Genomic DNA, 24,648 nt, shown 5'->3' with positions numbered 1-24,648 from the left:
TTAGCTAGTTAGTATAGCAATCCTACCTAGATGAATGGCGAAAACTGCCGATTTCATCTGTGTACACCTCTGGTTGATTTTTCTTAGATCACTTGGGACTGCTAGAGAAACAAGATAATTAGTAAAAGTCGGGGATAGTTAAATTCCCCGGCTCAATTTTTTATGTCTAATAAGGGTACTTACAAAACCCCGTTAAGCGGTGCTGGTAATTTTGTTGAGAAGTTGCCTAACCTCACAGCTCAATTAGTTTTTTTTTGAAAACGATATAATTAATTACAAAATAAACCAAAAGCTTTCAAAAAATCATTGACCTTGTCACCTGCTTATCTATTAATATCCCACGGCAGCCGCGACCAGCGCCCCCAGCTAGCTATGGAAAAACTGGTCGAGTTAGTACACGAAAAGCTAGAAACTCGGAAAGTTACTGGAAAGCCACCAACTAGCTATTCCCATGACAGCGATCAAATACCCAACCTTGTGGATCATCCACTAGTAGGGACAGCAGTTTTAGAACATGCTTATGCACCTTTGAGTCAGCAAATTCAGCAATTTTCTGGGAAGGCGCGAGCAATTGGTTGTAACAAAATAGAATTGTTGCCTATTTTCCTCTTGCCAGGAGTGCATGTCATGGAAGATATCCCTCAAGAAGTGGCACTGGCACAAGCAAGTTTAGGTCAAGCTGCGGAGATTAGACAACTGCCCCATTTGGGTAGTCATCCTGGTTTGACGAAAATGCTGGTTAGTCAGTTAGTCGAGATGGACGCCGACGCCAAAATTTTGTTGTCTCACGGAACTCGTCGCCCTGGTGGTAATGAACCAGTAGAGGCAGTTGCTGACTATTTGGGTGCAATGGCGGCTTACTTGTCAGTACCACCAATGTTAGAGGAACAAGTTAAAGTTTTAGCTGCTGCTGGTCATAAGCAGATAGTGATTTTGCCCTACTTTTTCTTCTGTGGGAGTATTACAGATGCGATCGCTCAGCTAGTTGCTGATTTACAATTACAATTTCCCAAGTTAGAACTCAAACTTGGTCAACCAATCGGCGCAAGTACTCAGTTAGCTGATTTAATTGTGGATTTAGTTGAGCAGATATGAACCCCAGAGGCACAGAGGAAACAGGGACAACAGACAACAGATGTGTCGGTAAAGTTTATTTAGTGGGTGCAGGGCCAGGAGATCCGGGACTCTTGACGCTTAAGGGTAAAGGACTCTTGGAATGTGCTGATGTAGTTGTTTATGACGCGTTGGTAAGTCCTTTAATTTTGGCGATGATTAATCCCCTGGCAGAGAAAATTCCTGCGGGGAAGCGTCGGGGGCGTCATTCGTTGTTGCAGCAAGAGACGACGCAACTACTAATTGAAAAGGCACAGACTGAGGCGGTGGTGGTGCGCCTCAAAGGAGGTGACCCGTTTGTCTTTGGTCGCGGTGGTGAGGAAATGCAAGACTTGCTAGGGGCGGGCGTGTCGGTGGAAGTGGTGCCAGGAGTGACCTCTGGAATTGCTGCGCCAGCCTATGCAGGCATTCCTTTGACTCATCGAGGTTACAGTTCTTCAGTCACCTTTGTTACAGGTCATGAGTCAGCAGGCAAGTATCGCCCAAATGTTAATTGGCAAGCGATCGCTCATGGTTCAGAAACCATCGTAATTTACATGGGTGTTCATAATCTCCCTTACATTGTCACAGAATTGAGCCATGCTGGGCTGAGTGACGAGACGCCTGTAGCTTTAGTTCGTTGGGGGACGCGACCAGAACAAGAAGAATTGATTGGCACCCTAGGGACAATTGTGGCGCAGGTAGAAGCAAGCGAGTTTGAAGCCCCTGCGATCGCAGTAATCGGCAATGTGGTTAGGTTACACGATATTTTATCCGGTGAATTGACCTAAAAAACTACAGCTGCTTAGTCAACTCTTGATCAAAATCGCCTTTTCCTTTAACATCTCTTCACAGGAAAACTGTTAAATTATTTCCTGGGTTGTCTTCGCCCTAATTAGTTCCTTGTTCAACGACTGCAGTACTAGCCCCTTAGCTGGATAAGCTTTCAGCATTATCGGTTTCTTGTACTCGGAACCTAGTAATCTCAGTTTGAAGAAAACCGCAAAATTTCTTCATGCTCAAAAGTACCCCTGGGGGATACCTTGCCCTGTAGCTAGTTATCAGTAGTTTTCATTAAAAGATTAAAACCTTGTAACTTCAAAACAACCTAGCTTTGAAGTTACTCTTTCTGATTTGTAAATCATCACAATGACCAACCGTGATTCAGTTAGGGCATGATCCGGCAATCACTTGAAAAATCAAATTTTTTTCAATTACTTGAGTATCTGCAAGCAAGCATCTGGGAGAAACCAATTCTTGCACTGGTCAGTTTTAACCCCAAAACTCGCGACCGTACACGCTACGCTACCACAGCAGATCTTGAGCAAAAAACTACCTGCGTGTAGATTGACTAAACCCATACTTCTCTCCTAATCCCCGCAGGCAGAGTTGATATGTATAGTCGCGATTTACTTTTTCAGCGAGCTCAGCGCTAAACCTAAGTTAACCGCAAGACCTAGAGACGTGTTTTATCAAAGTTACTGAGTCATTGTTGTCAGATTTTAACTGATGCAACAGTGATAATTTGAGCTGCTACTTATTTTTTGCCAAGAGAGATTTTTGCTTGGTATGAATGTTTTTCAGGTGATTCTTCACAGTATTGGGAGTAATCCTGAGTTCAGCTGCAATTTCCTTGTAAGTGTAGTCAGCGAGATGAAGTGACCACACTTCCAGCTCAAAGTCAGTTAAACCATTTTTTTCCGCATCTTCCATCATCATTTCCTGTTTGGCTTGATGTTTACTATCTATTATCAGCAATAAACAAGGTTTTGCCTCATAGTTTAGTGCCAGTCTGCGAGCTGGAGCATCAACAAATACCTAGATGTACTTTACTACTGGGGATTTAATCGGCTCAAATTGATGGCTAAATAAGTTAGGAATCTTCGTTAGGAATTAACAAATACAGAAACAGATATCTTCTGACATTGAACTAAATGGTAATTTCATTTGATTTAGTTGAGGTAAAAGTCTACAGAAAAATCCTTAAAGTATGACTAAAAATTTCACCGTATCAGCTGTTGTAATTCTTGGTTACCAAGAGAATAATTAACAATTTCCAGTAGAGAGAAAAGTACCCCGTCTGGGTACTTAGCAAAGGCTCTGCTGCTCGAGCATCATGAGGATAGGTTGACAAGCCGAAGACAAGAAGCCCCAAAGCTAATCTCACTAAGGCTTGATCACTTAAATAATCTGAAAATAAAGAGGATACTACCATGGATGGAATGCAACTAAAGCCAACAGCAGGACCACAACCATTACCCCAAGTTGGCACCACTGAAACCTACTCTCAAAATATTCTTGGTCCAGTTTACTTCGAGCTGTATGACCTGCGAGTTGAAGGTCAAACTACACCTTCGCAACCTCCTCACCCAGAGAATTCACCATATATTATCTCTTCCAACGAGGACTTTACAGCTAGTGTCAAGGTAAAATTCAACAACAGCCCTCTAACAAGACTGCTGCTGTGCTTGAAGACAAAGATTCATATCTGCTTCTCTTTTGAGGGTGTTGGTGCTAAAGCAACAGAGTTAGACCTCTCAGCATGGATAGAAACTGAGAAAGATGTGTTCGAGTACACCATCACTTACGAAGGTACTCCAGATGCCGCAGGACTAACTTCTGGATTCTACGCCATTGCAGCTGTCGCTGAAATTGGCCCGGGTAATCATCCTTGCGCTCAGTACGTTTTCGGGTATGGCTACGTTGCAGGAGTTCTGCTCCAAGTTTACAAAGCTTTCGTTTAAGTAGCTACGAAAGTCCTAGCTCTGGCAGCGAAGAATGCTATTTGCTCCTGAGTGTAGAGGAGAGAAATGCCTAACTGGTAGGTTACTAGTGCCTACCAGTTTTCCCCGGAAAAGAATAAGGTTAAAACGAATTCAGCTTAATATAAACAGCACGCATAACTTAGCAGATTTTCCCAATATTACTCACAACCCAACTGTTACTAAAAGCTGGGTGAATGCTCACGCAACACCATGGCTATTAATGAGTTGAGTTTGTCCTCGGTAGCAATAGAGAGGAGCAAGCAAAAATGACTAGATTACCCATGGGTAAGTCCCTAAAGCAGCCAAATGGCAAGCAACAAGATGACTTGACCAGAATTAAAGGCATCGGCTCAGTCAAGCAGCAATGGCTTCAAGAGTCGCTCCAGGTTTACACTATTCAAGATTTAGCTAGTCTTTCAGTTGATCAGATTGAGTCACAGCTTAGTGCTAAAGGACACACCACCTCCCGCGACGAGATTGAAGAATGGCTCGTGCAGGCTGAGAAACTTGCTAGTAGAGAATCTCCTCAACCGGATGTAGAATCAGCAGATAGAGCAACTGAAGAACTCTCGCCTTCCTTACCTGAAGAAAATGAACATTTCAGAGAAACAGAGTTTCTCACCTCTCCAGAGAGAGAAAATCAATGGAGTTGCTTTGCCTCATTTGCAGTAGAGTTTCAGCGCCGAGAAATTGCAGGACAAGCCGAGGAAAAACGCACTGTAGTTCGTCATTTGGAAGCGAACACTGTTAAGATTTGGTCGGAAATTGAAAGTAAGCAACTCCCAGAGTGGATACGGAATCAGTTAGGTGAAGAGATTTGGCTGACATCTGAGAGCCAACAGCAACAGCTAGAGACTCAAGCCGAAAAGTCATTGGCTGCAACGCCTGTGGCAGTTGAGATTAGCCAACTACGAGTATTTCAACCTCCTCAAACTAAGAATCAACTGATAGTTAATCACTCTAGTCCAGTTTTTCCAGGAACGATCAGCAGTGACAAGCCTTTTGCTTTGGAGATAGACCTAAATTTTGGTGAATTGAGTATAGCTCAGATAGTACAACAGCCCGTTAAGTACTATGCTCAATGCTATGCCCGCAATCGCTCCACAGGCGTCATCACTCATCTAGGTGACACGGAACCAGGAACTGTTACTAAAAGTCAGCTATCTTATAAGACTAAGCTGCCTGAGATTAGCTTGCAACCGGGTATATATCGTTTACAAGTAGTCGCAACACTTCAAGGCGCACCTGCAACTCCAGGCTTTTTGGAGGTTCCACTGCTTCCAGTCGTCTAGAGCAGTATTGCAACTATGAGTTCTTTTAACTGGAAAAGTTTTCTAAGACAATGGAGTAGAGATTGGCTGGAGTTCAAGAGGAATGACCCAGAAGGACTACCTCCAGAGGTGATTGAATCTGGCTGGTTAGGTTATCCAGGAGCCACAGAGGAACAAATTGCTGGTGCTGAAATTCGCTTAGGTACAACTCTACCACCCTCCTATCGAGAGTTTCTTAAGGTCAGCAACGGTTGGCGTCAAACCACACCTTTCATTTACCAACTCTGGTCAACTGAAACAATTGAATGGTTTGCAGAAAAACGCCAAGCTTGGATTGATGCTTTTGTCCAACGGTACGATGATCGTAGAAATAGTTTAAGATCTCAATGGGCGACTGCTTCGGTTCCGGACGAAGAATACTTAGTTTACGGTACTGCTCAGGATTGTAGTAAGCTTCGGCTTGAGTATCTCAGTACCGCTTTAGAAATTAGCGATCAAGGTGAATCTGCAATCTACCTCCTCAATCCTCAAGTAATTACAGAAGATGGGGAATGGGAAGCCTGGTTTTTCTGCGACTGGCTTCCGGGTGCTGATCGCTACCAATCTTTTCGAGAAATGATGCAGACTGAGTACGAAAATTTTCTCGAACTAAGAGAACTTTAATAATTTCCTGTCAGTTTTTTAATTTTTTTAAAGCTAAATAATTTAAATAAAAAAGCCTTTTAAATACCGAGACTGGCAGCCCATTCTAAGCTAATTAAGAACAGAGTGTTATTCTGCATTAAAGTAATTTAATGAAAGAGATTTATCATAGTTATGCAGACTACCAAAATAAAAACTATTAGTCATTCTCCAGAAAATGAAAATCATCACAAAAAAACCATAAATTTCCCTTTGCATAGAAAAGCTGAATATCAGGTTGTACTGCAAGGAATCATTGAGAACCTAATTGATGGTATCTTGATAGTGAGTGAGCAAAAGGAGCTGATTTATGCCAATGATATTGCTAGCCGAGTTTTGCGTCAGCTAAATCACAATCGTCTTTGCGCTGATTTAGTACCCAGGGAAATTTGGCATATTTGTCAATCTTTAATTCAAAGCCGTAATTTATTTCCCAATCAAAGTTGGACGATTAATTCAGAAATTTTTACTAATGACTCAACTGTTTTGCATATCCAGGCTAAATGGTTGACGGCAGAAATTATTGATAATCCCTGTATCTTACTAACAGTCAAAGACCAGTATCAAACCATCAAAAATAGAGCGGTTGAAGAGGCTGAAAAATATGGTCTAACTCCTCGGGAAAAAGAGGTATGGTTACTTCAAAGAGCTAGGTATACCTATAAAGAAATTGCCGAGGAACTGTCTATTACTCCTAATACAGTCAAGAAGCATATGAGAGGCATTCATGCTAAGCAGAAAGAGATTTGTGAGCTTGATGAATGAATGCTTAAGGTAAATAGGAGAGAAATCTCTCCTTAACTGCCAATTAAGTCTTGTGTCATGGCGTGATATATTTTTCGCAAATTTTTCTTAGCGCGACATCCTTTTTGCCGCAAAGCTGACTCACTGGGAGCTTTTCCCTTCTGTTGAAGGATATATTGATGAATTTCCTTCCATGAGAGTCCTTCTGATTGTAAGCGTAGTAACTTCGCACCCTCCGGATTACTGCTACTGAGTATTTGGAGTGCACTTAGGAGTATTTTCAAGCTATCTTCAAGATTTTGCTGTGTAACTAAAGGGTTTAGCGTACCCTCTGCTGTCGCTTTTAAGGCAGGGAGGAGTTCTACCAACTCCGGAGCAGTTAGCTGCTCTCTATATTGCTGTCGGTTCTTTTCTCGAATAATATTGAGGCATGTACCCTTCAGCCAAGAGTGAGGGTTGGTGATAGTTCCTCCAGACCCAATGAATTCTTTACCCCGCAGATAGGCTTCGTTGAGGATTTCGTGAGCTTCCAGTCGAGAAGACAACTTAAATTGTATAAGACGCCTCTCAATAAACGTGATTGTGGAATAAGAATGAGGATTATTTGACCCTAGTACTTCTCCAATGGCTGTATCCAAGGCATCTTCTGGGGGAGACGTACACCTAACGTGCTCAGAGTCTGTCATAGGATATGGGTAAAGTCAGTTGCACAAATTAGTGAAAAATTCGTGCCTAATGTGACAATTGTCTCCTGCTCCTTGGTACTGATATCGCCTCTAAGCCAGATGGTGAGGCATGTTCCTGAGATTCAGCCTACTAGTTATCTAACTAACTCTTCAGTTCTAAGAAAAGCACAGGGACGGCAATCTTCATTAAAACTTTAAAAAAAATTGTGTCACGAATGATCAAACAAAAGCACTAATCACTAGACTTACCTAAACCTAGGCTAGGGAAAAGGCTGAAACTTTTATAGAACAATGGTTTTAGTTTTTGCCCAGATGGGTTCCTTGCTCTGTTAAAGCGTCAGTTTTGTTTAGGAGTAAGTTGGTCAAAACTGACCACGGCAAACTATATAACTATGTTGATTAGCTTGGGAAAGAGGAGTAGATCATAACCATGGGGACGCAAAAGGACGAAAATCCGGCTAGAGATACTGAGGTATTAGTACAACAATCTCTCAAATACAAGGAGGTTATCCAAGAATACTGTACCTTAGCATCGCTATCAACTCTCACAGAATCGGAAGCAGACCGTATTGAGGAAATACTGCTTAAGGCTCAGTCTGAACCTTGGCTTGATTTCTTGATTGATGAAGCTGACCATATTTTGGCGCACAAATTAGGTTTAATGGACAAACAAGCAATCAAATCTCAGCAGAACAAACTGAGTCAGTTAATAGATCGTAACTGCTTAGAACAGCAACTTATGGAGATACAAAATCGCTCACAGAAAATTCAAAATCGCTCGAAGGAAATCCAAGAATACCTAAAAGTAAAAGGAGTTTACCACGGTGCCATAGACGGCAAAATGGGTTCTCTTACGCGAACAGCAATAGAATCCTTAAAGAAGGAAGGTAGCCTCGACAGTGAGATTGCAGAATTTTTTGATTCGGGAAGGTGGTCGGCTTGCTAGGCAGTAAATTGCCACTCTAGAAACCAAAGAATATTGAGACTGTCATTAGATATAGCCTGGTATTCTTCAGGTCTTTTAGCGGAGCCAAATTGATAACTACATGGGACACGAGGAGCTACAAATTTTGGTAGTTCTAGTAGTTACTAGTACTTAAAATCTCAAGTAAAAGCGCAGTGGAGGGGAACTGCGCTTAATTTTTTTACTGTCACAAAATTTAAAACCCATCACTTAATTAGTGAGTAATCTAATTGTGTAAAATTTTATGAGACCCGAACCATTAGACACCCTAAACCTCCCGACCGAGTGTCCAAAATGTGGGAAAAAGGCTTTAGTTAGACGTAGTAATGAAGAGTACCATTGCTTATGGTGCGGATTCCATCGCAATTTTTCTCATATCCAAGGCGGAAATACGCTTTTTACTGCCGCATTTCTGGCACTTCTGTTAGTAATACTCTTGGCTAATCTAGCTTCTGCGCCGAGTAGAGAAAAACCGAATCAGCGACTACCTGTATCAATAGGTAGACTCAGACGTATGACTCCTCGTGGGAGTAGCACCAGTTTTCAGCTTAGTTAGTCAAAAAATAGCTTCAGTGTTTGAAGCTTAACTTCTCGGTTGGCGATCAACTTGGGTTAAAAGATATCACTTTTCGCTAATCTTCAGCTTAGAGAAGTTTTGTTGATTAGCGGAACAAGATTACAGTTTTTACTGCTTGTCTGGTAATCAAGATTATCCCATTCAATCCAAGTGAAATGACTAGGGACAGGGCAATGCCGTGTCCCTCAAACTAGGCATATTACTCAATCCTTAGCTTGTATTCGCCGTAATAAATCATAAAAAGGCTGCCAATTGTTTTCAGTAGTAATTGCTTGCCAAACTTCTTCAATTACTGGTCTAAGTAAAGCAGTCTGCGGATTATGATTCTGTAGTCGTTGGGCAATTTTCTCCATTTCATCAATGGAGCAATTTTGTAGAATATGGTGATACAACTCTCGCCAACCTGCTAAAAGTGAAAGCTGCTCATCTGATTGCACAAAAGATGCCTGATTGAAAATCTTACTAGGATCATCCCGCCAACCAAGGTCAAACTGCTGTGCTAATTCTGCAAAAAATCCATGGTAGGCAACCTGACTATCTGCAAGAAATTCTATCGTTAGCTGCAATAACTGATCCGCCTCTTGTTCTGGTAGGTGTTCAAACCCCAATTTATACAGCATCAATTGCCGATAGTTGAGGTAATAATATTCACCAAACTTAGTCAAAGCTGCTGTCATCTCAGACGCAGGAATCACAGACGCTAGAGGCTGTTGCAGCATCTCCAAATTCCACTGGCAAACTGCTGGTTGTCTACCATAACTATAGCGACCGTAATAGTCGAAATAAGCCGCCGTAAAACTAGGGTTGTAAGTTGGGATAAAAGCGTAGGGCCCATAATCAAAACTTTCACCAGTGATGGACATATTGTCAGTGTTCAAAACAGCATGGCAAAAGCCAGCCGCCATCCACTGTGCCACCAGTTGAGCCACCCGTTCTACTAACTCTGCGTAAAATTTGACATACCGCTCTTCTTGCCTTTCCTGACTCAGGGAGTCAGCAAGAACTAGATGGGGATAGTAATATTCAATTACGTGGTCTAAGAGTTTTTTTGTTAAATCCTTACGTTGAAAGTAATGCAGTCTTTCAAAAGTACCAAACCGAAGATGAGAACGATTGAAACGCACGATTACAGAAGAACGGGTAGGGGAAGGTTCATCACCCCGCCACAGCGGTTCTCCCGTTTCAACTAAGCTTAGACAACGAGAGGTGCGAACACCAAGACTGTGCAAGGCTTCCGCTGCCAACACTTCCCGCACCCCTCCTTTGAGGGTTAGTCTTCCATCAGCACCTCTAGAGTAAGGCGTCGTTCCAGAACCTTTGGTGCCAAAGTCGTAGAGTTCGCCGTCAGTGCCTCGCACTTGTCCGTAGAGAAAGCCTCTGCCGTCCCCTAACCGAGGATTATAGTCACCAAACTGATAGCCGTGATAGCGTAACGCCAGAAAGGGTCGTACTCCCTGAAATTTGCCAAAGGCTTGAATAAAATCAGCGTCTGTAACTTCTTTGGGCTCTAAACCGATGATAGATAGCAGTGGATCATTGCGAAACCGCAGGATATGGTGAGGAAATTGGGCCGCCTCCACTTCATCAAAATAGTCATATCCCAAGGATTCTAAAGCCGATTCATAGTCAAGGGAAAGGAACATACTAAAGCCACGGGTTAATCGCAGTACACTTGAGCATAGCGAACGTTGGTCAGGAATTTAGTAATGCCAGACTCCATAATGTACGAAGAAGATGCCTATGTAGTTCTTGAAACCAACCAACCAGAAGCACTTCTGACCCCAGCAGAGCTACGAGAAAAGCTTAAGACAATTTTGAGCCAGCGGCAGGATGATTTGCCGCGAGATGTAGAGCGTTTTAACTCTGTGGAGGAGCAAGCTGAGTATTTGATGGAGACTTGCTGCGAATTGGACGTCGGCCCTGGAGAGTACCTCCAATGGTACGTAGTGCGGCTAGAAAAATAAACAACTAATGCTTAGCTTCTCTAGACGCTGCTAGTCTCTTTGGCTGCGGTGATTAGTGCGACTTCAACCAGGCTTTCCTCTGGTTGTGTTAAATCTACCTGAATACCAGGGCCAAAAAATTTTTCAATCTTTTCCCGCTTTTCTTGCCAAGTTTCAAAGGAAATCAGCGGCGACTCAAATTCTAAAATAAGAGCGTAAGCACCATCAACTTCCGTTTCTCTTAAACTTGTAAGCATTGGTCTTTCTTCATCTGTGGGCGATAATCCCAAACTTTCTAGAGAGCTATCAAGATGAGCTTCTTGACCATAGCGATACCGCATTACGTCTTCGCGAATCTGGTTTTGAGTGGAAGTGGCTTGCTGCTGGCGTAGCGCGAGTACAGCAGGAGGTGTCGGCTCGCTCAAGGGTACTGGCTTTAATTCAGAGGCCTTAAGGGCTAATCCTCCCAGTAAAAGGGGTATTCCGTAGAAAAATCCCGCTAAATTCAAAGTGGCATTTGCCGTGGCGTAAGCAACGAAGCCGATGATGGTAAGAACACCACCAACACCCAAGCCCAAGGTTCCCAGAGAAGTTCGAGGTAATATCTTCACTAAACTATCCCACTAGCAATTACTTCAACTTCAATTATCCTTGTCTAGGGGAGATATCTGGAGGATGTTTGCCAAACACTTACCTGGGAAGGAGCCTGACTGCTCTTAGGGACTAGCAAATCCCAGACTCAAAGCTTTGGGCGTTCAAAGAAAGACTTATCTTTCCTCAACCTTATCCCCTACTGTCTCAGTCTTGTCTATCCTAAGTAGGAGTAAGTAAAGAAAGCAAACTATGGATGCGCAAACAATTCGAGAAAAAATTAGTTTAATAGAAAGTCAACGGGAATATCTGGTTCAGCTTTTAGAGCAACCTGATTTAGGGACTCTCAGGATTGATGTCAACCAAGCTCTCGAAGAATTAGATGATTTAATTGATGAATTTAGGCGTACTTTTCCGGAGGCTTCGTAGACCGGTTAGTTGAGGCGTGGAGGGAGCGGTTGCTCCCTTAATCGCCACTGTAGAAGGTTTCTATGCATCTTAAATTAGTTTATTCCAGGTAGACCCAACTGCTTTACGAGATCGATGAGAACATTGGTTTCAGCATCTTTGTGACAAAAGGCATCAATGCCAGCCGTTTGGCTCATAACCTCAGTTTGAGGATCTGCGACCGAAGAATAGGCAATTATTTGAGTATCGGGGTCGATGTTTTTGATGTGCTTGGAAGCACTCAGACCATCCATAACCGGCATTTGTAGGTCAAGGATGATTACATCAGGGCGCTCGCGCTCAAACATCTCAATTGCTTCTTTACCATTACTGGCAAGACCAACTAGCTCAATGCTCTTATGGAGCGAAAGAGCTAACTTGAGACTAAAGCGAGTTAATTCGTGATCGTCAACTACGAGAACACGCACAGTGGATTGTAGACAGGACAACATAGGAAGACAGAATATCATCATTTGGTTTTTATAGTGTAACTGTTGACTACCTTATCCTTGCTCTACCATTCGATTGACTCTGTAAATAAATTGTATGAAGATTTGGAATTATCAATGTGTATCTCGATAAGCCTTGCCAGGGTGTGGTCACTCAGACAGTTTGCGAATCTGTACATCCTGTGAGCTAGAAAAGAAGAGCAATTCTGATACTTGATATTTTCCCTGTAGCTGTTCATCTACCTTCCCTGAGACCCACTCACTTAACAAAGATGAGGATTTGGTAAAATTAATTTTTTAGCCCTGATCGAGTGTTTTAGGTCATGAAGATGTAAATACTTGGTCAAGCAGCCGGAGTTAGCCCATGGCATTACCTAAAAAACACTTAAAGCAAGATTTGAAAAGCATCAAGTCTTTTCTGGAGCTACATACTGATCGTTACGACGGGAGTACTAATATTTCTCTCCAGAATCTAATTAATACTATGTCTGTATTAATCAAACAACTGGAATATTAGAAGACCTCCAGAGAAGTCGTTCTCCTGCTCAAGGTGACTTCTTGACTGACCAAGCTCCTTTGGAGCAAGGAGTAAGAAACCCTTGAGTAGAGAACAGACCGTGGATTTACCATGGCTGAACTCGATAGTCTTTGCCTTCTCGAAAAAAAAATGGGCTTAACTTTCTCAAGAATCACTTCAAAGCTCAAACTGACCTAAGATTTCTTGAGCTTCTTCTCGATTTTTACGCTTCAGGAAATCTTTAGCTAAAAGGGGTCTGCGTCATTAGCCAGAAACCTTCTAGCCTCAAACCCTTGAGAGGAGCTAGACGATCGCACTCCCCAAACTTTTTTATCAAAAAATCCCTGACTTATCAAATTACTAATTTTTAAAATAATAATTTTCCTGTGATCGTAATAATTAATTGATGTAAATTATGACGGTAATTTGGACAAGCATACTAAGCAAAACTGAATGCTCTGATGCAGAGTGGTCTTAATTTTGGCCAAAACTTGACTTTTTTCAAAATCTCAGATTTAAAAAATAACAAGAGAAGAGATTCCATTTAAATGTATGCTGGAACAACAGATAGTTTTTCTAGACAGAAAAACTGTGTTAAAAAAATAAGGGACATTGATTCCCCCACTTTGTACGACGATCTATCCCAGTTCTAAACTTAGAGGTATAGAGCTAGGTTGATCGCTCGGCTAACAATGAAGAGCTAGGCAGCTATCCATGGAGATTTATACGCCTGATTGGGTTAAGCACGCGGTTTTCTACCAAATATTTCCTGACCGCTTTGCCAGAAGTCAGCAACCTCGCTATCGCGTATCCCACTCAATTCCTTTAGAACCCTGGGATGCCATCCCCACGCTGCAAGGCTATAAAGGTGGCGATTTGTGGGGCGTTATCGAACAGCTAGATTACCTAGAAGAACTAGGAATTAATGCTATTTACTTTACACCCATATTTCAATCTGCTAGTAATCACCGCTATCACACCCACGACTATTTTCAGGTTGACCCCTTATTAGGGGGCAATGGAGCATTCATGGAACTAGTGGAGGAGTGCCATCAGCGGGAGATGAAAGTTGTACTGGATGGGGTGTTTAACCACGCTAGTCGCGGCTTTTTCTTTTTCCACGATATTTTAGAAAATGGTCCGTATTCTCCCTGGTTAGACTGGTTCCGCATCGAAGACTGGCCTTTATCTGCCTACGACGGTAGCCAACCGGCAAACTACGCTGGTTGGGACAACAACCGTGCTTTACCAGTTTTTAACCACGACAATCCAGATGTCCGGGAATACATTATGCAAATTGCTGAATACTGGATTAAGCAAGGCATTGATGGTTGGCGTCTTGATGTACCGTTTGAAGTTAAGACTCCTGGATTTTGGCAAGAATTCCGCACGCGCGTCAAGGCAATCAACCCGGAAGCTTACATAGTGGGGGAAATCTGGGGAGATTCCCGCCAGTGGTTGGAGGGCACCCAATTTGATGGCGTGATGAATTACTTATTCGCCGCACCAACAATTGCTTTCAGCGCAGGCGATCGCGTAGTCAGAGAGTACGTCGAACAGCAATCCTATGAACCTTATCCTCCCCTAGACGCTGCTGGTTATGCAGCCAAAATTCAGCACCTCCTGCAACTTTACCCCTGGGAAATTCAGCTAACCCAGCTCAACCTCCTGGCTAGCCACGATACAGCACGGCTGATGTCGATTGCCAGTGGTGGTAAAGACTCGCCTATGGCAGAAGCCCTAGAAAGTGTTAAGCTGGCAACCTTGCTGCTGTTAACTTTTCCCGGTGCACCTAGTATCTACTACGGTGATGAAGTCGGTTTATTCGGTGCCATTGACCCTGATTCCCGCCGTGGTTTCCCGACAGAAGTTCAATGGAATCGGGAAGTTTTGGACTACCATCAGCAATTGATTGCTCTGCGCCATGCTCACCCAGCCCTCCGTATTGGTAATTACCAGGTACTGTTTGCCGAGGAGATGCTTTACGTCTTCGCACGACAACTTGAACAAGAAGAGTTGATTGTTGCCGTCAACATGGGAACCAAGAGCGTTAAAGCCAGGTTTGAAGTCTCAGCACTATTGTCCCGTCCTAGTCAAGTATTATCTGGCAGTGGTCAGGCAACATGGAGCAAAGCAGCAGAATCGAGCTACTTAGCCTTAGAATTGCCACCCCGCAGCGGCTGTATTCTTGGTAATCCCTAACTGGAAGAGGCAACAGATCTGATTGAATAGTTGTTTGGCTAAGGTTTCAACCACTGAGAGTCATTCCCCTCTGCTGCAACTCCTCCATGAAAAACTCTTCTAAGGATGACCGAGTAAGGGTCATGGCAATTAGCTGAGCATCCATCAGGCGCAGACTAGCAAGAAACTCTTGAGGTTCGCCTTGCAACTTACCGTACCAGCAATTGTCCTCCAAGCTCAATTGTTTAACCCAGCGCTTGAGTATCTCTAAATTGCCACCCCTGCCTCTAACCCGGTAGGTGTAAGCTGTGCCTAGGAGTTCATCTAAGGAGCCAGTACAAATTAATTCTCCCTGAGCCAGAATAGCGACGCGATCGCAAATTTTCTCGACATCGGAGAGTATATGGCTATTGAAAAAAATCGTCTTACCTTGAGCTTTGAGAGAGAGAATAATTTCTCGAATTTGGTAGCGCCCTAGCGGATCTAGACCAGACATCGGCTCATCCAAAAATACTACCTCTGGATCGTTAATTAGCGCTTGCGCCATACCAATCCGTTGCAGCATCCCTTTGGAATACTGACGCAGTTGCTTATTGCGGGCTGCTGACTGGGACAAGCCGACTAATTCCAGAAGCCGGGGAATTACTTGGCGTTGTACACTACCGGGAATTTGGAAAAGTCCCCCTGCTAACTGTAAAAATTCCCAGCCAGTCAGGAAGTCGTAGAAATAGGCATTTTCCGGCAAATAGCCGATTTGCTGCTTAACAGCAAGATCACCTAAGGGCTTTCCCAACAACCACCCTCGCCCAGATGTTGGACGGATAATTCCCAGCAATAGCTTCAATAAGGTGGTTTTCCCGGCTCCATTGGGACCAAGCAAGCCAAAGGTTTCTCCCTGATAAACTGAGAGGGAGCAGTTTTTTAAGGATTCGATTTTTTGATTGAGCCAAAATCCCGTGCGGTAGACTTTTCTTAGTTGAGAAGTCTGTACCACTGGTATTCTTTCCAGGGTAGTCAATGCAGTTGGTCGATTGGCAGTAGAATCCATCACCTTACCCAGAATAAGCTGCAAGCAACAGAAGACTCACGTCTCCTGAGTCTAATGATTCCCTATTGTGCCGATTTTCTGATCACTTCGGCAGAAAAAACCTTCAGGAGGCAGTAGAAAAATGGTTAATAGAAGTGTACGTATCAGTGATCTGGCTTCTTGCCTTAATTAACCACGGGTACGGGCAGCGACAACCTAACTACTGCCTTTCTTTTGTAAAGAAACTAGCTAAATTAGTTCAGCTTTGTTAAGCGCTCCTAAAGATTCTTTACGCATAAGACTTAACTCTTGACTTAACTGGGAAAAAACTACTATATTTCATTGTTATCGAAAAATGGTCTTCCAACCAGCCTCTCCTGTTAAACCGTAGGGATAATGGCAGGAGTTTGCACCCAATCACCGAGTCTTGGGTTGCCATCGGGCTGGGACTTCATTAAGCCGATATCCAGACTTGGTTCCACTATGCTCTCTCAGATTTTACCATGTAGACTAACTTCGCGCCTACACAAGCATTATCTATTAAAGCTAGTAGAACCCTAGCTATTGCCGCTACAGCAGCAGCACTAGAGTCAGGTTGAGAGCATAACCAATATATTCAAATACTGGTTTTCTCCTGCCTGATTTCTACCACTCAAAAACAGTCTTACTTCCTCATGACAAGAACCGTAACAGATACTTCTTGTCGTGATGATAGCTATTAACTAAAAAAGGGATTTGTCAACATGGTGTACAACGCAAGTTCTCAAGTAAGAATCACCAAAGGTATGATGAAAGGTCACACAGGCAAGATAGCAGCCTGTAACAGTGACGGATTTTACTTCATTTTGGGAAGTTGGGATACTCAGAAGACTGGTTGCAGTAGTATTTGGGGTCCCTTCCTAAGTGACGAAATCGAGCCACTAGATAGCTTATAACTCTCCAAGATACTAAATAAGGACTTGGTTATTACTCCGCAAGTCCTTATTTGTTTTGCCTAGCCTTCTAGATTCTCAACCCTTGCTCCCAGGGGTTGCAGAACTGTGGCACAGTGGATATAGGAATAGTGAAGAAGCTAAATTTCGAGGGGACTGATGGAGCGCGGGAAGATTGTTGCCATAATCACTGGAGTAATTTCCATACTACTAGCGATCGCTTACTTAATTATTGTTCAACTCCTAGACTTCCGGGGGGAAATGATACCAGCTCCAATTAGTCAGTTGCAAGGTGGAGAAGTTACTCACGTATCGACTATCAGTATTCTATTTTACCTTATGTAGTATATGAATTTTTGAAGCTAACCATCAAGTTACCTGAAGGTGCCTTGATGGTTAGATTATTGAATTGAAAAAACTCAGGCGAACAGGGAATACTACTATTACCGAAAGCGTAAGGAACTTCAAGTGCTGCTACAGCATTGACCCCCAACGGTACAGTATTAAAAGTTAACTCAGCTTTCAAGGGAACACCGTTGAGTACCCGTCTTTCTACGGCTCCATTGTCTTGAGAATTACCAAACTGAACTTTGTTACAAAAATATTCATTTCCCGAACTATCAACTATCCTGCCAACTTAATTAATGCTCTTCTTACGGACTTAAAAGAACAGCCTACCTCCAGTCATTCAAACCCTATCAAAGTTGGCTTGATTTTAGATGACTATGTCTGATCCAGCCGCTTGGCAACGGTATAGGGAAAGCAAGTGTCGTCCTCAATGAGAAGTACTAAAGGACTTTACTAGAGATCGCCAAATTTTAGAGCAGTTACCTTTGTTTTTCCTTAGGGATTTAAGGGAATACCTGAGTAAATCTAATTTATCTGCTGCTAAACAACAGGCTATTATTTTAATAGATAAGTACGGGCAATTACTAGATGAATCTGGTCAATGCTCTTGGTTGGAACAGATGATCAGTGAGTCCAATCAGTATCTGTTGTGGGTGATTTTCTCAGAGCGTTGAATTGAGGAATTGCCAGAGGCAAGACAAGTAGCAATCATACCTTTGACCATAGAAAAAAGTATAAACTATTTGCGGGAAGAAGGCATTACTGATCAACGAATTTGCCAGACGATCGCAAAAGCTTCTCAAGGTATCCCCTTCCATTTACAAGTAGGTTTAAAAACTTGGCAGGATCGTAAGAAGCAGCGGCAACCGAAACCAGAAGACTTTGCCCAAAATCTCAGTGAGGCTTTATCTAAACAGAGTCAAGCTTGGTATTCTGATGAGCAGCCGAACCTTTCTTTCAACAAGCATTACAAATCCGTCGTAAAACTCTCGGAGAAAACCACCCCGACACTAAGAGAACAAAAAACAACCTAAGTAACCTCGGCGAGAAAATGTCAAATCAAGATTAGTAGCTACTAAGAGTAATTAATATTTTGCACTTGGCGGTTAAAACCGCAGCTAGACAAACAAAACCCGCCTGTGCGGGTTTAAAATGAAACACTCGGTTCTTTGTTAGTCCGTGAGACGGACTTAGTTTGTATAGCCCCAGAATTCCATTCTGAGGGCAAGGTACTTCCCCAAATACATAACCTAAAAATGTCCAGCCGCACCAGCAGATAATTCCCCAGCAGGTGTACGCAAATCTTCCACCATTTCCTGAATTTCCGCTGGTGGTGGCGGAGTGAGACGAGAAACTACGAAAGTAACTATTAAGTTAATCACCATTCCTAAGGTGCCGATACCTTCAGCAGAAACACCAAAAAACCATGGTTCCATCCCGGCAAACTTGACACCAATAATGTAAACTGCCGTGAAGGTTAGACCAATCACCATACCAGCGATCGCACCTTCTTTGTTAGTGCGTTTATCAAATATCCCTAGCATAATCACCGGGAAAAAACTGGCTGCTGCTAAACCGAAGGCAAAAGCAACTACTTGAGCAACAAATCCCGGTGGATTAACACCAAAGTACCCAGCAATTACTAAAGCAAATCCCACCATAATGCGGCCAACAAATACTCGTTTGGTTTCTGATGCCTCCGGATTGATCATGCGGTAGTAGATATCGTGGGCGAAGGAACTAGAAATCACCAGTAATAAACCCGAAGCTGTAGACAAAGCTGCTGCTAATCCTCCCGCTGCTACTAAAGCAATTACCCAGGGAGCAAGTTTGGCAACTTCTGGAGTGGAAAGGACGATAATATCTCGGTCAATGATAATCTCATTGCTTGGTTCCTCCGGTGTCATTTGCAAGCGTCCATCGCCATTTTTATCTTCAAAGGCTAATAAACCCGTGTTTTCCCACTTATTTACCCAATCTAATTGATGCACTTCTTCAATCGTTTGATTGTGGAGTGAGTTAATTAAGTTGTAGCGAGCAAACATTGATAGTGCTGGGGCGGTAGTGTAAAGAATGGCGATAAATAACAATGCCCAACCAGCCGAATACCGGGCTGAACGTACATCAGGAACTGTGTAAAAACGTACAATTACATGAGGTAAACCTGCTGTTCCTGCCATCAGGGCAATGGTGATAAACAGCACATCCAGCATGGATTTGTTGACAAAGGGTTGGGTGTATTCAATAAAGCCTAAGTCAGCCTGAACTTGATTGAGTTTGGCGGCAATATCACTGAAAGTAAATGCTAACTGAGGTACGGGATTGCCTGTGAGAATGAAAGAAAGTGCGATCGCGGGGATCAGGTAGGCGAAAATCAACACACAATACTGGGCTACCTGTGTCCAGGTGATGCCTTTCATACCTCCTAGCACGGCGAAAAAGCCGACAATCACCATACCAATAACCACGCCAGTAGAAACGTCTACTTGGAGAAAGCGGCTAAAGACAATTCCGACACCGCGCATTTGCCCTGCTACGTAAGTTAATGATACAAAAATTGCGGCTACTACTGCGACTAGACGAGCCACATTAGAATAATAGCGATCGCCAACAAAGTCGGGCACAGTGTATTTACCAAACTTCCGCAGGTAGGGAGCAAGTAACAGCGCCAGCAGCACATAGCCACCAGTCCAACCCATCAGATAAATTGAGCCATCGTAACCTAAAAAGGAAATTAGCCCCGCCATGGAGATAAAAGAGGCCGCCGACATCCAGTCAGCGGCTGTTGCAGCGCCATTGGCGATTGGGGGTACACCTCGTCCAGCAACGAAGAAGCCGGAACTGTCTTTGACGCGCGATCGCCAACCGATGTAGGTGTATAAAATAAAGGAGAGACCAACAAATAAAATTGTCCAAATTTCAACTGTCATGAGTTCTCCTTACTCCTTGATATTGTATTTGCGGTCTAATTTATCCATTTGGATGGCATAGATAAAAATTAGCACCACGAAAGTTATAATCGAGCCTTGTTGTGCCATCCAAAAACCGAAGGGTACACCAAAAAACACAATTGAGTTTAGTGGTTTAGCTAAGATAATACTCAAGAGTAGAGAAACTACAGCCCAGACTATCAAGAGATTTCTGATTAAAGCAGTATTTTCACGCCAGTAAGATCTGCGGTTATTTTCATCCATTGGTTTTAGAATTACAAAAAATTTAAAAGACAAAAAAGAGCAATTCCCCTGCAAGGGGATATTATCAGTTTGATGCCTAAAATAGTCTAAACTTGGTAATATAAAGAATTGCAACGAATAGACTTGCTAATCTGAGTTTAATGCTAATGAATTAGCAAAAAGCTAAGAATTTAAGAAATATTACATTCTTGGTGAGAGCTTACCGGAATTTTTACTAGAGTTTATCTATAAAAGCAAAACAACCATAGCTGTTGCTGCATTTAAATAGGATATAAGGATTTGGTAAAAAGGAACAGGGTTCGCCTAGCATTGCCGTAGGCTACGGAGAATAGAGAATAAGTCAGTTAAATAGATGAGGGAAAACTTGTTTCATGGGTTTACGTTTATTTAGCCTTAGTTTTGCCACCCTGCTACTTTCTGCCATCTTTCTCTTCTTACCACTTACCTTAACTTTCTCGCCTTTAGTAGCCCAGGCACAAACCTTTGAAGATCAGAAAGCTGAAAGCGATCGCTTATTAGAAGAAGGCATAGAGCAGTATAACGAATTTCAATTAGGAAAAGCACTCTTAAGATTTGAGGAAGCCTTATTAATTTATCAAGAGATAGGAGATAAAGCAGGGGCTGGGACAACCCTCTACAGAATTGGGTTAGTTTACGGCAGCATGAAAGAGTATCAAAAGACGTTGGATTACTACCAGCGAGCCCTAACAATTCAACGGGAGGTCAACAATCACGCAGGTGCTAGAGTAACCCTATACCAAATTGGCAGAATTTACGACAAGTTCGGAGAGACTCAGCAGACGTTGGATTATTATCAGCAAGCTGCGGCAATTCCACTGGAGGTGAGTGATGGCACAGAGGAAAGCGCTGCTTGTGACGATGGTGCTTGGCAAGGAGTAGTCTTCAAAGAAATTGGCAGAATTTACCAAAATGAGGAAAAGTATCAGCAAGCGTTGGATTACTATCAGCAAGCTGTGGCAATTCGAGAGGAATTAAGTAATTGTGCTGATGAATCTTTAAGCCTTTTCCGCAATAAAGGAGCAACCCTCTTCTTCAATACGGGATTAATTTCTCAGCAGATAGGAGAGTATCAGCAGGCACTTGATTACTTCGAGAAAGCCTTAGCAATTTATCAAGAACATGGCGAACCTGAAGAAGAATGGGCAACTCTCAACCGGATTGGGGTAGTTTACCGCAAGCTAGGAGAGTATCAACTGGCTCTTAATTACTTCGAGCAAGCCCAGAAAATGGATCTGTTAATGGGTCATTTTCACGAAGCAGGAAATCTCCACAATATAGCAATAGTTTACGACAAATTGGGAGAGTATGAGCAGGCACTTAATTATTACCAACAAGCTTTAGCTAGCGCCAGAGAAATTGGTGATCAAAAAGGAGTTGTCCTTAATAATTTAGGTGTATTTTATTATCAGAACAAGGAGTATCAGAAAGCCTTAGAATACTACCAACAATCTGGGTTTATTTTCCAAGAAATTGACGACAAAAAAAATAAAAGCGTAGCTTTCAACAACATTGGAGCAGTTTACAACCAGCTAGGAGAGTATCAAAAAGCCTTGGATTACTACCAACAAGCTTTGGCAACTTTCCGAGAACTTGGCGAGAAAATTTGGGAAAGAGTAACTCTCAACAACATAGGGTTAACTTACGAGCAATTGGGAGAATCTAAACAAGCAGTCGATTACTATCAGCAAGCCTTAGCAATTAGACCGGAAATTGGCGATAAACCAACAGAAGAAGCACCTTCTTTGCCAGTTACCTTAAATCTTGAGCCTCTGCTATTTCAGGCACCACCCTCAGTCAAGCAAGAAGTACGACTATACCAAGAAGGTATTCAACTCTCCAATCAAGGTCAATATCAAGAAGCATTACCAAAATTTCAGCAAGTTTTGGTCATTCATAGAGAAAATGGTGATCAAGCAGAGGAAGGGAAAACTCTTAACCAAATTGGGCTAATTTATAGCAGCTTAGGAGAGTATGCCAAAGCGTTAGAGTTCTATCAAAAAGCTTTAGCTATTCCCGAACAAGTGGTTGATAATACAGGGGTAATCCATTACAACATTGGGCTAGTTTACAGCAGTTTGGGAGACTATACCAAAGCTTTAGAATTCTATGAACAAGCCTCAGCACTCGCCAAAAAATCTAGTAACACGGCGGGGGAAGTGAGAATTATCAACACTATTGGTAATGTTCATACTAAGCTAGAACAGTACGAATTAGCTTTGAATTTTTATCAGCAAGCCTTAGCAATCCTCAAAACCGTTGACTTCGACAAAAACTTGCTAGAAGGAGCAACTTTTAATAATATTGGACAAGTTTACGACCAACAAGGCAAATATAAATTAGCCTTAGATTTCTATCAGCAAGCTTTAACGATTCAAAAATTATTGGGTTCTAAGGTTGGGGAGGGAGTAATTCTCGATAATATGGGAGAATCTTACTACCATTTGGGACAGTATCAACAAGCCCTAGAATATTATCAGCAAGCATTAGTAATTAGTCAACAAGCAGGGGATAGACCAAGAGAAGGAGAAAATCTTAGCAATATCGGTTACTTGCTAGAGAAACAGAACCAACCAGAATTAGCTATTGCTTTCTTTAAACAATCCGTTAACACCAGAGAAACGATTCGAGATAATATCAAGGAACTGCCTCAAAAACAACAGCAATCCTACACAGAAACCATTGCTAAGGATTATCGCCATTTAGCCGACTTATTATTACAACAAAACCGCATCATTGAAGCCCAACGAGTCCTCGATTTACTCAAAGTCCAAGAACTTGAAGATTATTTGCGTAATCTCCGAGGCAATCAACAAACTGCCCAAGGTATAACCAATTTACCTCCAGAAGAACAAATTGAAGACGGTTACCAAGACATTCTCGATAAAGCCATTGCCATCGGCAAAGAACTCACCCAACTTCGAGAGAAGGGCAACCGTACTTCTCAAGAGGAACAGCGTCTTACCCAACTCGTAAACGCCCAAGAAAAAATTATTGCAGATTTCAATAACTTTATTGAAAGTCCAGAAGTAGAAACACTAATTTCCCAACTTACTCCCAAGACACGTAAAGCAGATTTAGTAGATGATTTAGAAGACCTTCTCAGTATCCAAGATAACCTAAGAAATCTGCAACAAAATGCCGTCCTCCTCTATCCTCTGATTCTCGATGATCGCTTAGAAATTGTCCTAGTTACCCCTGATTCGCCGCCAATCCGCCGCACTGTTCCTGTTACTAAAGAACAATTAAATCAGGCAATTATTGACTTTTGTCAAGCCTTGCGCAACCCTGCTTATAATGCTAAAACTCCCGCACAACAACTCTACAAATGGCTGATTAAGCCTTTAGAAAATGACCTCAAAGCAGCAGAAGCTGAAACCATTATCTATGCACCTGATGGACAACTGCGTTATATTCCCCTTGCAGCTTTACATGATGGTGAAAAATGGTTAGTGCAGCGTTACCGTATTAATAATATTACTGCCGCTTCCTTGACAGAACTTGATACTCAACCCCAGTCTCAACTTAAGATTCTCGCCGGTGCGTTTACTACTGGACGCTACAGCTTTACTCTTGGTAAAGAACGCTTTAACTTTGGCGGTTTGCCCTATGCAGGAGTAGAGGTGGAAACTTTAGCCAAGACGGTTGCTAATACCACCACACTTATTGATAATGCCTTCAATCCGGAAGAGACGAAACCGAAAATGGGGGACTATACAGTTTTGCATTTTGCCACCCACGGGGCAATTGTTCCGGGAACACCAGAAGAGTCATTTATTCTCTTTGGGGATGGCACTCCTGTTACTATTGCCGATGTCCGTAACTGGAATCTTAATAATATAGATTTAGTGGTACTTTCTGCTTGTGAAACTGGACTTGGTGGCAATTTGGGTACAGGTTCAGAAATTCTAGGATTAGGTTACCAAATGCAAAGGGCAGGGGCAAAGGCTGCGATCGCCTCATTATGGACGGTTGATGATGGGGGGACACAGGTGTTAATGAATGCTTTTTATACTGCATTGCTTGGTAACATTTCCAAAGCAGAAGCTCTACGCGAAGCTCAAATTGCATTAATTACAGGAGATTATACTGCTTTGGGCGAACAACGGTCTTCTCTGGCTGCTGTACCGATTGAGGATAGAGTAAAGCCTCAAGTAACTAATCGTCTCAATCATCCTTATTATTGGGCACCGTTTATTCTGATTGGTAATGGATTGTGAA

General features: G+C 42.6%; 21 protein-coding genes and 1 pseudogene. 14 read left to right on the top strand and 8 right to left on the bottom strand.

Annotation, left to right across the window (positions count from 1 at the left end; translation table 11 throughout):
* The first annotated feature begins 306 nt into the window (after nucleotides 1-306).
* Both ACT7WV_RS06690 and cobA read left to right on the top strand, forming a co-directional pair.
* Nucleotides 307-1,095, top strand: coding sequence for a sirohydrochlorin chelatase (locus tag ACT7WV_RS06690; RefSeq protein ID WP_445102158.1), 789 nt, complete (start codon nucleotides 307-309; stop codon nucleotides 1,093-1,095).
* The gene (cobA, locus tag ACT7WV_RS06685; RefSeq protein ID WP_445102157.1) at nucleotides 1,092-1,883 is read left to right on the top strand and encodes a uroporphyrinogen-III C-methyltransferase; all 792 of its coding nucleotides are present in this window, start codon (nucleotides 1,092-1,094) and stop codon (nucleotides 1,881-1,883) included. The genes ACT7WV_RS06690 and cobA overlap by 4 nt, the downstream gene beginning before the upstream one ends.
* Nucleotides 1,884-2,625: 742 nt before the next feature.
* On the opposite strand, the gene ACT7WV_RS06680 is transcribed toward cobA, so the two are convergent.
* A complete protein-coding gene (locus ACT7WV_RS06680; RefSeq protein ID WP_445102156.1) occupies nucleotides 2,626-2,850 on the bottom strand; it encodes a helix-turn-helix transcriptional regulator in 225 nt (74 codons plus the stop codon).
* Between the two features lie 455 nt (nucleotides 2,851-3,305).
* Between ACT7WV_RS06680 and ACT7WV_RS06675 the strand changes: the two genes are divergently transcribed.
* The 4 genes from ACT7WV_RS06675 (at nucleotide 3,306) to ACT7WV_RS06660 (ending at nucleotide 6,574) form a co-directional block, all read left to right on the top strand.
* Nucleotides 3,306-3,836 carry a hypothetical protein gene (locus tag ACT7WV_RS06675; protein ID WP_445102155.1) on the top strand — a complete coding sequence of 177 codons (531 nt, stop codon included), beginning with the start codon at nucleotides 3,306-3,308 and terminating at the stop codon, nucleotides 3,834-3,836.
* Between the two features lie 287 nt (nucleotides 3,837-4,123).
* Nucleotides 4,124-5,149 (top strand): hypothetical protein, encoded by a 1,026-nt coding sequence (locus ACT7WV_RS06670; protein ID WP_445102154.1) that lies wholly within the window; start codon nucleotides 4,124-4,126, stop codon nucleotides 5,147-5,149.
* A 15-nt stretch (nucleotides 5,150-5,164) separates the two neighbouring features.
* Nucleotides 5,165-5,791, top strand: a complete 627-nt coding sequence (locus ACT7WV_RS06665) for an SMI1/KNR4 family protein (protein WP_445102153.1) — start codon at nucleotides 5,165-5,167, stop codon at nucleotides 5,789-5,791.
* A 153-nt stretch (nucleotides 5,792-5,944) separates the two neighbouring features.
* On the top strand, nucleotides 5,945-6,574 hold the full coding sequence (locus ACT7WV_RS06660) for a helix-turn-helix transcriptional regulator (RefSeq protein WP_445102152.1): 630 nt from the start codon (nucleotides 5,945-5,947) through the stop codon (nucleotides 6,572-6,574).
* A 32-nt stretch (nucleotides 6,575-6,606) separates the two neighbouring features.
* Here the strand turns inward: ACT7WV_RS06660 and ACT7WV_RS06655 are convergent, their stop codons facing one another.
* Complete coding sequence (locus ACT7WV_RS06655) at nucleotides 6,607-7,239, bottom strand: sigma-70 RNA polymerase sigma factor region 4 domain-containing protein (RefSeq protein ID WP_445102151.1); 633 nt, start codon at nucleotides 7,237-7,239, stop codon at nucleotides 6,607-6,609.
* Nucleotides 7,240-7,669: 430 nt separating this feature from the next.
* Here ACT7WV_RS06655 and ACT7WV_RS06650 point away from each other — a divergent pair, with 430 nt between their 5' ends.
* Nucleotides 7,670-8,185 (top strand): peptidoglycan-binding domain-containing protein, encoded by a 516-nt coding sequence (locus ACT7WV_RS06650; protein WP_445102150.1) that lies wholly within the window; start codon nucleotides 7,670-7,672, stop codon nucleotides 8,183-8,185.
* Nucleotides 8,186-8,983: 798 nt separating this feature from the next.
* On the opposite strand, the gene ACT7WV_RS06645 is transcribed toward ACT7WV_RS06650, so the two are convergent.
* The gene (locus tag ACT7WV_RS06645) at nucleotides 8,984-10,423 is read right to left on the bottom strand and encodes a protein adenylyltransferase SelO (RefSeq protein ID WP_445102149.1); all 1,440 of its coding nucleotides are present in this window, start codon (nucleotides 10,421-10,423) and stop codon (nucleotides 8,984-8,986) included.
* Between the two features lie 63 nt (nucleotides 10,424-10,486).
* On the opposite strand from ACT7WV_RS06645, the gene ACT7WV_RS06640 reads away from it, so the two are divergent.
* Complete coding sequence (locus tag ACT7WV_RS06640; protein WP_445102148.1) at nucleotides 10,487-10,744, top strand: CRR7 family NDH-1 assembly protein; 258 nt, start codon at nucleotides 10,487-10,489, stop codon at nucleotides 10,742-10,744.
* 20 nt (nucleotides 10,745-10,764) lie between these two features.
* Here the strand turns inward: ACT7WV_RS06640 and ACT7WV_RS06635 are convergent, their stop codons facing one another.
* Nucleotides 10,765-11,328, bottom strand: a complete 564-nt coding sequence (locus tag ACT7WV_RS06635) for a DUF2854 domain-containing protein (RefSeq protein ID WP_445105589.1) — start codon at nucleotides 11,326-11,328, stop codon at nucleotides 10,765-10,767.
* A 238-nt stretch (nucleotides 11,329-11,566) separates the two neighbouring features.
* On the opposite strand from ACT7WV_RS06635, the gene ACT7WV_RS06630 reads away from it, so the two are divergent.
* Nucleotides 11,567-11,743 carry a hypothetical protein gene (locus ACT7WV_RS06630; protein ID WP_445102147.1) on the top strand — a complete coding sequence of 59 codons (177 nt, stop codon included), beginning with the start codon at nucleotides 11,567-11,569 and terminating at the stop codon, nucleotides 11,741-11,743.
* 74 nt (nucleotides 11,744-11,817) lie between these two features.
* On the opposite strand, the gene ACT7WV_RS06625 is transcribed toward ACT7WV_RS06630, so the two are convergent.
* On the bottom strand, nucleotides 11,818-12,213 hold the full coding sequence (locus tag ACT7WV_RS06625) for a response regulator (RefSeq protein WP_463424225.1): 396 nt from the start codon (nucleotides 12,211-12,213) through the stop codon (nucleotides 11,818-11,820).
* A 1,228-nt stretch (nucleotides 12,214-13,441) separates the two neighbouring features.
* Here ACT7WV_RS06625 and ACT7WV_RS06620 point away from each other — a divergent pair.
* Complete coding sequence (locus ACT7WV_RS06620) at nucleotides 13,442-14,929, top strand: glycoside hydrolase family 13 protein (RefSeq protein ID WP_445102145.1); 1,488 nt, start codon at nucleotides 13,442-13,444, stop codon at nucleotides 14,927-14,929.
* 46 nt (nucleotides 14,930-14,975) lie between these two features.
* Here ACT7WV_RS06620 and ACT7WV_RS06615 read toward each other — a convergent pair whose 3' ends face one another.
* Nucleotides 14,976-15,956, bottom strand: a complete 981-nt coding sequence (locus ACT7WV_RS06615) for an ABC transporter ATP-binding protein (RefSeq protein ID WP_445105588.1) — start codon at nucleotides 15,954-15,956, stop codon at nucleotides 14,976-14,978.
* Nucleotides 15,957-16,678: 722 nt separating this feature from the next.
* Here ACT7WV_RS06615 and ACT7WV_RS06610 point away from each other — a divergent pair.
* The 3 genes and pseudogenes from ACT7WV_RS06610 to ACT7WV_RS06600 all read left to right on the top strand — a co-directional run.
* Nucleotides 16,679-16,870, top strand: coding sequence for a hypothetical protein (locus ACT7WV_RS06610; RefSeq protein ID WP_445102144.1), 192 nt, complete (start codon nucleotides 16,679-16,681; stop codon nucleotides 16,868-16,870).
* Nucleotides 16,871-17,026: 156 nt separating this feature from the next.
* A complete protein-coding gene (locus ACT7WV_RS06605; RefSeq protein ID WP_445102143.1) occupies nucleotides 17,027-17,212 on the top strand; it encodes a hypothetical protein in 186 nt (61 codons plus the stop codon).
* A 973-nt stretch (nucleotides 17,213-18,185) separates the two neighbouring features.
* Nucleotides 18,186-18,284 (top strand): annotated as a pseudogene (locus tag ACT7WV_RS06600) (hypothetical protein); the annotation flags it as partial.
* Between the two features lie 181 nt (nucleotides 18,285-18,465).
* On the opposite strand, the gene ACT7WV_RS06595 reads toward ACT7WV_RS06600, so the two are convergent.
* Nucleotides 18,466-20,145, bottom strand: coding sequence for a sodium:solute symporter family protein (locus tag ACT7WV_RS06595; RefSeq protein WP_445102142.1), 1,680 nt, complete (start codon nucleotides 20,143-20,145; stop codon nucleotides 18,466-18,468).
* A gap of 9 nt (nucleotides 20,146-20,154) precedes the next feature.
* Nucleotides 20,155-20,409: a DUF4212 domain-containing protein gene (locus ACT7WV_RS06590; protein WP_445102141.1), complete on the bottom strand. Its 255-nt coding sequence runs from the start codon at nucleotides 20,407-20,409 to the stop codon at nucleotides 20,155-20,157.
* Nucleotides 20,410-20,780: 371 nt separating this feature from the next.
* Between ACT7WV_RS06590 and ACT7WV_RS06585 the strand changes: the two genes are divergently transcribed.
* The gene (locus tag ACT7WV_RS06585) at nucleotides 20,781-24,647 is read left to right on the top strand and encodes a CHAT domain-containing protein (RefSeq protein ID WP_445102140.1); all 3,867 of its coding nucleotides are present in this window, start codon (nucleotides 20,781-20,783) and stop codon (nucleotides 24,645-24,647) included.
* Nucleotide 24,648 lies beyond the last annotated feature (1 nt).

The organism is Symploca atlantica LB2515, from assembly GCF_052546295.1.
Note: the sequence above shows the minus strand (reverse complement) of the source record. Positions and strands in the feature narration are given on the sequence as shown.

What these genes read in the sequence shown, in the direction of transcription:
- ACT7WV_RS06670 (WP_445102154.1), top strand. Translation starts at nt 4,124, where the DNA reads ATGACTAGATTACCCATGGGTAAGTCCCTAAAGCAGCCAAATGGCAAG.
- ACT7WV_RS06660 (WP_445102152.1), top strand. Translation starts at nt 5,945, where the DNA reads ATGCAGACTACCAAAATAAAAACTATTAGTCATTCTCCAGAAAATGAA.
- ACT7WV_RS06675 (WP_445102155.1), top strand. Translation starts at nt 3,306, where the DNA reads ATGGATGGAATGCAACTAAAGCCAACAGCAGGACCACAACCATTACCC.
- ACT7WV_RS06630 (WP_445102147.1), top strand. Translation starts at nt 11,567, where the DNA reads ATGGATGCGCAAACAATTCGAGAAAAAATTAGTTTAATAGAAAGTCAA.
- ACT7WV_RS06640 (WP_445102148.1), top strand. Translation starts at nt 10,487, where the DNA reads ATGCCAGACTCCATAATGTACGAAGAAGATGCCTATGTAGTTCTTGAA.
- ACT7WV_RS06645 (WP_445102149.1), bottom strand. Translation starts at nt 10,423, where the DNA reads ATGTTCCTTTCCCTTGACTATGAATCGGCTTTAGAATCCTTGGGATAT.
- ACT7WV_RS06625 (WP_463424225.1), bottom strand. Translation starts at nt 12,213, where the DNA reads ATGTTGTCCTGTCTACAATCCACTGTGCGTGTTCTCGTAGTTGACGAT.
- ACT7WV_RS06615 (WP_445105588.1), bottom strand. Translation starts at nt 15,956, where the DNA reads ATGGATTCTACTGCCAATCGACCAACTGCATTGACTACCCTGGAAAGA.
- ACT7WV_RS06620 (WP_445102145.1), top strand. Translation starts at nt 13,442, where the DNA reads ATGGAGATTTATACGCCTGATTGGGTTAAGCACGCGGTTTTCTACCAA.
- ACT7WV_RS06655 (WP_445102151.1), bottom strand. Translation starts at nt 7,239, where the DNA reads ATGACAGACTCTGAGCACGTTAGGTGTACGTCTCCCCCAGAAGATGCC.
- ACT7WV_RS06595 (WP_445102142.1), bottom strand. Translation starts at nt 20,145, where the DNA reads ATGACAGTTGAAATTTGGACAATTTTATTTGTTGGTCTCTCCTTTATT.
- ACT7WV_RS06610 (WP_445102144.1), top strand. Translation starts at nt 16,679, where the DNA reads ATGGTGTACAACGCAAGTTCTCAAGTAAGAATCACCAAAGGTATGATG.
- ACT7WV_RS06585 (WP_445102140.1), top strand. Translation starts at nt 20,781, where the DNA reads ATGGGTTTACGTTTATTTAGCCTTAGTTTTGCCACCCTGCTACTTTCT.
- ACT7WV_RS06650 (WP_445102150.1), top strand. Translation starts at nt 7,670, where the DNA reads ATGGGGACGCAAAAGGACGAAAATCCGGCTAGAGATACTGAGGTATTA.
- ACT7WV_RS06605 (WP_445102143.1), top strand. Translation starts at nt 17,027, where the DNA reads ATGGAGCGCGGGAAGATTGTTGCCATAATCACTGGAGTAATTTCCATA.
- ACT7WV_RS06590 (WP_445102141.1), bottom strand. Translation starts at nt 20,409, where the DNA reads ATGGATGAAAATAACCGCAGATCTTACTGGCGTGAAAATACTGCTTTA.
- cobA (WP_445102157.1), top strand. Translation starts at nt 1,092, where the DNA reads ATGAACCCCAGAGGCACAGAGGAAACAGGGACAACAGACAACAGATGT.
- ACT7WV_RS06665 (WP_445102153.1), top strand. Translation starts at nt 5,165, where the DNA reads ATGAGTTCTTTTAACTGGAAAAGTTTTCTAAGACAATGGAGTAGAGAT.